The sequence below is a fragment of the Boseongicola sp. genome, from assembly GCF_057460485.1.
Genome location: NZ_JBVCWP010000197.1, coordinates 1 through 7,105 on the forward strand (window position 1 = coordinate 1; position 7,105 = coordinate 7,105).

7 protein-coding genes are annotated in these 7,105 nt (G+C 53.4%); 2 read left to right on the top strand and 5 right to left on the bottom strand.

Annotated elements, in window-relative coordinates:
* Positions 1 to 353: 353 nt before the first annotated feature.
* From AC221Y_RS17530 to AC221Y_RS17545, 4 genes are all read right to left on the bottom strand, one after another.
* Positions 354 to 974, bottom strand: coding sequence for a GNAT family N-acetyltransferase (locus AC221Y_RS17530; protein ID WP_299751003.1), 621 nt, complete (start codon positions 972 to 974; stop codon positions 354 to 356).
* Positions 975 to 991: 17 nt separating this feature from the next.
* Complete coding sequence (locus AC221Y_RS17535) at positions 992 to 1,570, bottom strand: GNAT family N-acetyltransferase (protein WP_299751000.1); 579 nt, start codon at positions 1,568 to 1,570, stop codon at positions 992 to 994.
* A gap of 419 nt (positions 1,571 to 1,989) precedes the next feature.
* Positions 1,990 to 2,316 (bottom strand): hypothetical protein, encoded by a 327-nt coding sequence (locus tag AC221Y_RS17540; RefSeq protein ID WP_486707875.1) that lies wholly within the window; start codon positions 2,314 to 2,316, stop codon positions 1,990 to 1,992.
* Positions 2,289 to 3,185 carry an oxidoreductase gene (locus tag AC221Y_RS17545; RefSeq protein WP_486707876.1) on the bottom strand — a complete coding sequence of 299 codons (897 nt, stop codon included), beginning with the start codon at positions 3,183 to 3,185 and terminating at the stop codon, positions 2,289 to 2,291. Before AC221Y_RS17545 ends, AC221Y_RS17540 begins: the two co-directional genes overlap by 28 nt.
* A gap of 251 nt (positions 3,186 to 3,436) precedes the next feature.
* On the opposite strand from AC221Y_RS17545, the gene AC221Y_RS17550 reads away from it, so the two are divergent.
* The gene (locus AC221Y_RS17550) at positions 3,437 to 4,600 is read left to right on the top strand and encodes an iron-containing alcohol dehydrogenase (RefSeq protein WP_299750994.1); all 1,164 of its coding nucleotides are present in this window, start codon (positions 3,437 to 3,439) and stop codon (positions 4,598 to 4,600) included.
* Between the two features lie 366 nt (positions 4,601 to 4,966).
* Here AC221Y_RS17550 and AC221Y_RS17555 read toward each other — a convergent pair whose 3' ends face one another.
* The gene (locus tag AC221Y_RS17555; RefSeq protein WP_486707877.1) at positions 4,967 to 6,493 is read right to left on the bottom strand and encodes a winged helix-turn-helix domain-containing tetratricopeptide repeat protein; all 1,527 of its coding nucleotides are present in this window, start codon (positions 6,491 to 6,493) and stop codon (positions 4,967 to 4,969) included.
* Between the two features lie 149 nt (positions 6,494 to 6,642).
* Here AC221Y_RS17555 and AC221Y_RS17560 point away from each other — a divergent pair, with 149 nt between their 5' ends.
* Entirely contained in the window at positions 6,643 to 6,828 is a 186-nt protein-coding gene (locus AC221Y_RS17560; RefSeq protein WP_299750988.1) for a hypothetical protein, read from the top strand.
* Positions 6,829 to 7,105: the final 277 nt, after the last annotated feature.

The following is a 7,105-nucleotide window of genomic DNA, read 5'->3' on the forward strand; positions in this document are numbered from 1 at the left end:
CGCTTGACCAGGGGTGCGGGGCTCCTTTTCGGCAAGGGCCGATAAGTTGACGATGCCCCATTATGACCAAACCCATATCGATCCAACCGCCGCCGGTGCCCGCCAAAATTGGCGTGGCGGGCACCGGCTCAATCTTCGCAGATCGATGGGAAAAGCATAAGACAAGCCCAGAGCGGCCGGACTGAAATCGCGTCCTACGTTTGTGTAGCAAATCGACAGCGCCAATCGATCCAAGAGTTGCGCTGCAATGCAGCCAGAAAAGCCGCATTGATCGCGACCGCAGCGAGGTCCGAGGGGTCTATGACCGAGTTGCGGGACAAACCCGACCTCGCCAAGTGAAAGATCGCGCCTAACTAAATCCGAACTGGGGTTCGTCTCATGAGCCAGTATTTACTTTCGGTTACCGGCTCCAGAAATGAGCCTGCCGTCGTATACCCAAGACGCTCATAGAACGACATATTGCGCGGCGTGAATGTCTCTAAAAATGTCGAGACACCCGCGGAATCTGCCATCTCTAATATCGGTCTGATCAAGTCGCCGCCCAGTCCTTTGCCTTGGTACTCTGGCAGAATTCCAAGAATGGACAAATACCAATCCTCATCCGCGGTCAGCGGTTGCGCCGCATTTGACATAAACGCATTGATTTCTTCATAGGCCGCGAGACAACTATCCCCCATTTCCTGCTGGATCAGTTGCTTTTTCTGCCTCGCCTTGTCTTTCATCTCTTGCTCGCTGAGGGGGACAGACCATACGGACACTCCAAAAGGGTCATCGCCAGGTTCAACGATTTTTCCAAACTGATCGGCCTCATAGATTGAGTAGTCATAGTAACGCAGCATGGCCTCTTTGGATTTAGCCGGATCAGAAACTCGCTTTTCCAGAGTCATGTAAAACGGGTCACCTGCCAATGCCGGATAAAGCCCTTCAGAGTAACCGCGATACTTGCGTGCATGATTTGCGAAGTCGTTGGCCATAGGTTCCGTTCGCCCCATCAAAGCGATTTCAAGAGCAGAACCCAATGCTCGGTTTCAGTCTCCCAATCATCCTTGATACAAGGACGTGTTGCCATCTCCTCGTATCCGTGCCGCTCATAGAGTTGCCTAGCCCCAGAATTATTGCTGGCCACGATTACGCTCATGCGATTGACATTCTCGTCCTGTGCTATCTGTTCCGCCAAGCTCAGAAGGCGCGACCCATGTCCTTTGCCACGATACTCTGGGTAGCAGGCCAGTACGTTCACATACCAACTTTCGAGAGCCTTGTTCTCGAGCTCTTGTAGCGGGCGAAAAAGGCTTGGAAAGTCATCGCCGACTGGCTCTGGTTCTGCGCCAATTGTGTAGCCCGTCAGACTCGCAACCGCGCCGTTTCCGAAGTCCACCACTACGACCTGACCATCGCGCGCCTTTTCTGCCTGCCGCACACGACCAACGTCCCAAGGGTCTTGACCCTGTTGGGCAAGCCCACTCCAAACATGTAGTGGAAGGCCCTCGCCAGCGAAGTTGACGAGATCAGCCAATTCGTGAGCATCAGCTTCGTCAGCGACTCTAAATGGTTCCTGCAATGGGATCAATTTGAACTCCTAGGATATGGCTTGCCTCTCATAATATTACAAACCGACCATTCCTGTCCATTTGACCTCACTCCGATGAAGGCTTAGGCCAGAGCGGGATTGGCAAACTACCGAAGCTAAAAGTGCATCCAAGTTGTACAAAGCACGCACAAAAAGGTTCGCAATGGGCTCGAAGCGGCCATAAGCTGCGACTAGCGTGCACGTCGACTATGCGGAGAGGCTGTGTGAAAACTCGGGATTCCTCATGATTTCGCGCCGCTCGTTTTCGGGAGTTGCTAATTCGATGGTTCAGTTCGACCAGAGCGCGCCCAAATCTGGCAATTTTCGGCATTTGTAAAAGCTCTCGATAGTTTTCACACAGCCTCCGAAAGAAGCTGCCGTTCGTTGATCTCATTCCGATATCCGCTTCAACGATTGGACTAACTCCCAAAATGCTCTGTCCAAGTCCTACGGCGCTGACGATCCCTTTCTTCGTAAACTTTGATCGCGTTGGGAAGATCAGCCGGTGAAAGGTCGCTTTCTCCATTGGCGATCCGCGTAATCTGCATCGTATACCAAGCAGTCACGCCACCTTCCGGCGGTCTATCGAAGCGCGGGAACTGAGGATCAGGCGCGCGACCTTTTTCCCATTTCTTTGGCAGGTCGGGATCGACGACAAGCGCACGCGCAAGACCGACAATATCAGCTTTTCCGTCTTTGATGGCCGCCTTTGCCTGTTTCAGTGTTTTAAATCCACCAGTGACCATGAGTGGTATTTTCGTCTTGGCCCGGGCGCGTTCGGCAAACTTGAAAAACAGGGGCCAGAACCTGCGCGATCCGACGAGGATGGCGCGCCGGGAAAATACGTGCCGCCGCTTATGTCAATCAGGTCAACGTCTGTACTGTCGAGTGCGGCCACAACTGCCAGCGCTTCGTCTTCTTGGAAACCGCCTTCAAGTTGATCCGTAGCATTGAGCTTAAGTCCAACGGGAAAATGGGAACCAACGGCGCGGCGTACCCTGTCAACAGTCTCCAACAAAAGGCGCATTCTGTTATCCAGACTGCCGCCATAGGCATCTGCTCGATTGTTGAACAGCGGAGATAGAAACTGGCTGAGCAGGAAGCCATGTGCTGCGTGAATTTCGCCCCCCCCAAACCCAAGCTCTCTTGCGAGGACTGCCGTGCGCGCAAACTCATACGGTAGATATTTGATCTCCGACATGGAAAGCGCGCCGCATGTCAGCCCCGGTAAATCAAGTGCGCTTGGCCCCATCCGGTTACTAATCGGCGCATCCGCCATTGCGCCCGCATGTCCTAGTTGCAGCCAAAGATTTGCATTTTTGATCGAGCCTGCGCGGGCCAGAGCCTTAAACGGTTCTGGATCGGAATGGGCATTGAGGACCAAGTTTCCGGGTTTCTCTGCGTAATTTGGAGTGCCCTGAACTTCACCGATGATCGACAAGGCCAATCCGCCTTCCGCCCACCGTTCATACAAACGAACTTGAGCATCAGTCGGCGCGCCACACCCATCGCCCAAGGAGTCTGACATTGCCGATTTTGCGATGCGGTTCTTGAGAACAACGCCACAAGGCAAAGTTAAAGGCTGAGACAGCACATTTGTGTTTGAAGCGTTCATTTCTGCAGCACCTTAACCATCCGACATTCTTAGAAAGTCGACATTCGTGCTCGGCGCAGGATTTGTCAAAGTGGGCTCAAAGCACTCATCCGCTTCAATCATTACGATGGCCCGCTAAGAAACTATAAAGACAAACAAGTCCTTCTTGCCAGAATGTCAGCGCGCAACACCCCGCGAAAGCAAGAAAATTGAGTTCTTGCCCTAATGGCTGTAGCCATATGAGACAGAAATTCGGGACAAGGAGTACGCGGATGAACGTCGATGCGATTGGAAGGGTGCAATCGCCGCGTATTATTCGGATCGGCGGCGGTGCCGCGCTGGAAGTTGCCGAGGTCTTACTTCAACTTGGCCTGTCGCGCCCGTTAATCGTAACAGACAGAAATCTGATAGCGCTAGGGCATGTCGTGACGGTCACCGATGTATTGGACAGTTCTGCCATTCATTGGCAGGTTTTTGATCAAGTCGTCGAGGATCCCACCGATAGCTGTGTGGACGCGGGCCTTGAAGCGCTGCGCAGTGGCGATTTTGACTGTATTATTGGGCTGGGCGGTGGCAGCCCAATGGACGCCGCCAAAGCAATCAGTTTCATGAGTGTCAATCCCGGCCACGTCCGAGACTACAAGGCACCTTGCCAAATTGATCGCTGTGGGCCGCCCCTAATCTTGATACCGACGACCGGGGGGACCGGATCGGAACTGACGCGCTGGTGCGTGATTACAGACACTGAGCAACCTGAGAAATACAATCTTTCTGGCCTTGCATGCGTCGCGACTGCCGCTTTGATCGACTGGACGTTCACAACGACCAAGCCACCGCGCATTACAGCAGACACCGCTGTCGATAGTATGACCCATGCGATTGAGGCCTACGTTAGCCGGAAAGCTTTTGCTTACACGGATGCATTCGCGCTTGCCGCTATGTCTTCCATAGCCAAACACGTTCGCACTGCCTGCAAAGACCCCGAAAATGAAGAAGCACGCGCCGCTCTGATGCTTGCCGCGTCACAAGCGGGCATGGCCTTTTCCAATGCCTCTGTCGCTTTGGTACATGGTATGAGCCGCCCAATTGGTGCGCATTTTCATGTGGCGCATGGTTTATCAAACGCAATGCTGTTGCCGGCAATCACAGAGTTTTCAATCGGGTCGTCACGGGAGCGGTATGCAACATGCGCGCGCGTCATGGGATGGGCTGACGACAGCGACACCGACGCCATAGCCTGTGACGACCTCGTTCAAGGGCTCAAATCTTTAAACGCAGACTTGAAAGTGCCCCGTGTCGGTGAATTAGGACACAACGCAACGCAAGAGATGTTCGAGTTGATGGCGGCACAGGCGCTTGCTTCCGGCTCGCCGCAAAACAATCCGCGCATTCCAACCGCAGAGGAAATTGTGCGACTTTACCATCAGGTCTGGTGAAGTCTCCGAGTTCCATGGACGGCTGACGTTTCGACGACAAAGCTGCACGGTAGGTTTGGGCTCGAACCGGACCGCTGCGACGCAGCATCCTCAGCTATGTGCGTCGCCCCATAAGCCGTTCAATAGCCCAAGATGTTGTAGTCATATCAAATGAATGAACCAAAACCGCGACTTTCGTTAATCTTAAGCTGCCGTTGTACGCACAGGTGCGGAATGACGGCACCGAGCCCATTTTACCGATTGCTGCGCGGACACCGAAAGTCTGCACTGCTCATATTGCAGCCATTGGCATCGGTATCGACGGATCAGTAAGTCATGCGCAATCGATAAAACTCGTTCAGATATTGTCATGAAACCGGTTGAATTCTACAGCCCCGCAAGCGCGAGATTATCGATGAAGTGCTTCAGGTCTTCCTCACGCGCGAACGGAATGAATTGGCGAGCATACTCTAGAGTATAATTGGGGTTGGCACGCCGTACCTCTTCGACCGCAGATTTGGCGTCTTCAAGGCGACCAAGTGCAGCGTAGCAAGCTGCCGCGAGTGCAATTGCATTCCCGTTGCCTGGTTGTGACGTTCGAATTTTTTCCAGCGGAAGCAGTGCTTCTTCGTATCTGCGCAGGTTGAAAAGGGCGCGGCCATAATGCGCATTATAGAGATCGGGGTGACGTGGGTTCAGCCGCATCGCCTTTTCCAGTTCCTCGATCGCTTTTTCGGATTGCCCGGCGTAGGCAAGCGTAAACGCATAGAGACTGCGATAATGAGCATTGCCGGGATTGTCGGCTATGGCACGGCGTTGTTCCGCTAGCCCCCGCTCAATATCCTTGAGGCACATATAAACCCAGCCAAGTACGGCATATCCAAGCGGTTCACGTCCATCTGCGTTTACGGCTGCCAGCGCAAAGGTTCGTGCTTCTTTGATGACGCTCTTGGGGTCATCCCCCCAAGCGTTCAGAAACTCAGCAATAAGGGTCCATGCGACCAGAGCATGCGCGCGCGCCAGATCGGGGTCGATTGCAATTGCTTTTAGCGCCTCGTCTCGTGCACGTCGAACATCGTCTCGCCCGCCGCGATAATTGAATTCTGAAGCGCGCAGGAAATGATCATAGGCATTCACCTTATCCGAGGATTTGGCCAATGAGCGCCGGTAGGTGTCGCGCGTAATTTCCCCGACAAGCGTGTTAACGATCATAGATGAGATTTCGTCTTGCACCTCGAAAATATCTTCGATGTTCCGGTCGTATTTCTCGACCCACAGATTGGTCCCGGTCGTTGGGTCGAGAAGTTGCGCGGTTACACGAATTCGATTGCCGGACCGGCGCACGCCACCTTCAAGGATGTATTGAACGCCCAAGTCGTGCGCGACTTGGGTCAAGTCGGTTGAGGTGTCGCGAAAGACGAACGACGATTGACGCGCAATTACGAACAGCTCACGACATCGGGCAAGCTCAATAATGATATCGTCGGTTATCCCATCCGAAAAATAAGCTTGCTCGGTATCGCCAGATAGGTTGCGAAAGGGCAAAACTGCAATTGAAGGCTTCTCGGTCATTATCGAAACCGTGCCGGTATCTTGATCGTTGATTATGCCTTCGAACCGGAACCCTCGTCGTGGAATTGTCTTGATCAGCTTTTGCGTTTGACCGTTGTCCCCCAACGCAGCACGGGCGGCGTTAATCCGGGTTGATATGGCACTGTCCGATACGATCCTACCTGCCCACACGTGCTCGATTAGGTCATCGCGCGTGATGATCTTGCCGGGGTGCTCTGCCAAGTATGAAATCAGGTCCAACACCTGCGGTTCAAGCGGCACAACCTGGCCGCTCCGGCGCAGTTCGCCGCGCGCTATGTCGATCTGGAATTCATCGAATGAGATGACCGATATGTCTTCCATCTTTGAATGATGACCACGCGGCGGTGCGTTTCTCAAGGTAAATGAAGCCAATCTGGACGGTTTCTGGACAGCACCTGAAAGCGGAGCAGCAGCAGAAGTGGCACGTTCAACCCAAGGAACACATTCCTCGACACATCAGGAGAAACGAAATGAACCGCCAGGATGAAACCGCCTTCACCCGATTCACCGAGATTACAGAAGCGAAGCAAAATGAAGTTCGCAGAATGCAGACCGAAGTGACCCTTTCAATTTTTCGGGCAATCGTCGCGACGCTGCGCAGGGTGTTAAGAAGATCGCCGCACAGTGAAGGCGTTCAGGTTTTGGATCAAGCGTGACGGACTGACGTCCGGCTGTCGGATTGTGCAGTTTGCCGTCATTGGGGCAATTGCAGCGAAGGCTCACTTCGTCCGGCATCTGAGACATTGGACGGCGTTGACACGTTAACTTAAACGGACCGCCAAAGTGGAAAGTTCCTGCAATTACGCAGAAACGATTTCATTCCACGCCGCATATGCAGAGGCGCGCGTTTGACGAAGAGTTGGGCGGGAGATCAGATGACGTTACGAATTGAAATGGTTGTAGATGGCATCGTGGGCGGACAGAAATCGCTGC

Coding starts and splice junctions, on each gene's coding strand:
- AC221Y_RS17530 (WP_299751003.1), bottom strand. CDS start 974: ATGGCCAACGACTTCGCAAATCATGCACGCAAGTATCGCGGTTACTCT.
- AC221Y_RS17540 (WP_486707875.1), bottom strand. CDS start 2,316: ATGGTCACTGGTGGATTTAAAACACTGAAACAGGCAAAGGCGGCCATC.
- AC221Y_RS17545 (WP_486707876.1), bottom strand. CDS start 3,185: ATGAACGCTTCAAACACAAATGTGCTGTCTCAGCCTTTAACTTTGCCT.
- AC221Y_RS17550 (WP_299750994.1), top strand. CDS start 3,437: ATGAACGTCGATGCGATTGGAAGGGTGCAATCGCCGCGTATTATTCGG.
- AC221Y_RS17555 (WP_486707877.1), bottom strand. CDS start 6,493: ATGGAAGACATATCGGTCATCTCATTCGATGAATTCCAGATCGACATA.
- AC221Y_RS17560 (WP_299750988.1), top strand. CDS start 6,643: ATGAACCGCCAGGATGAAACCGCCTTCACCCGATTCACCGAGATTACA.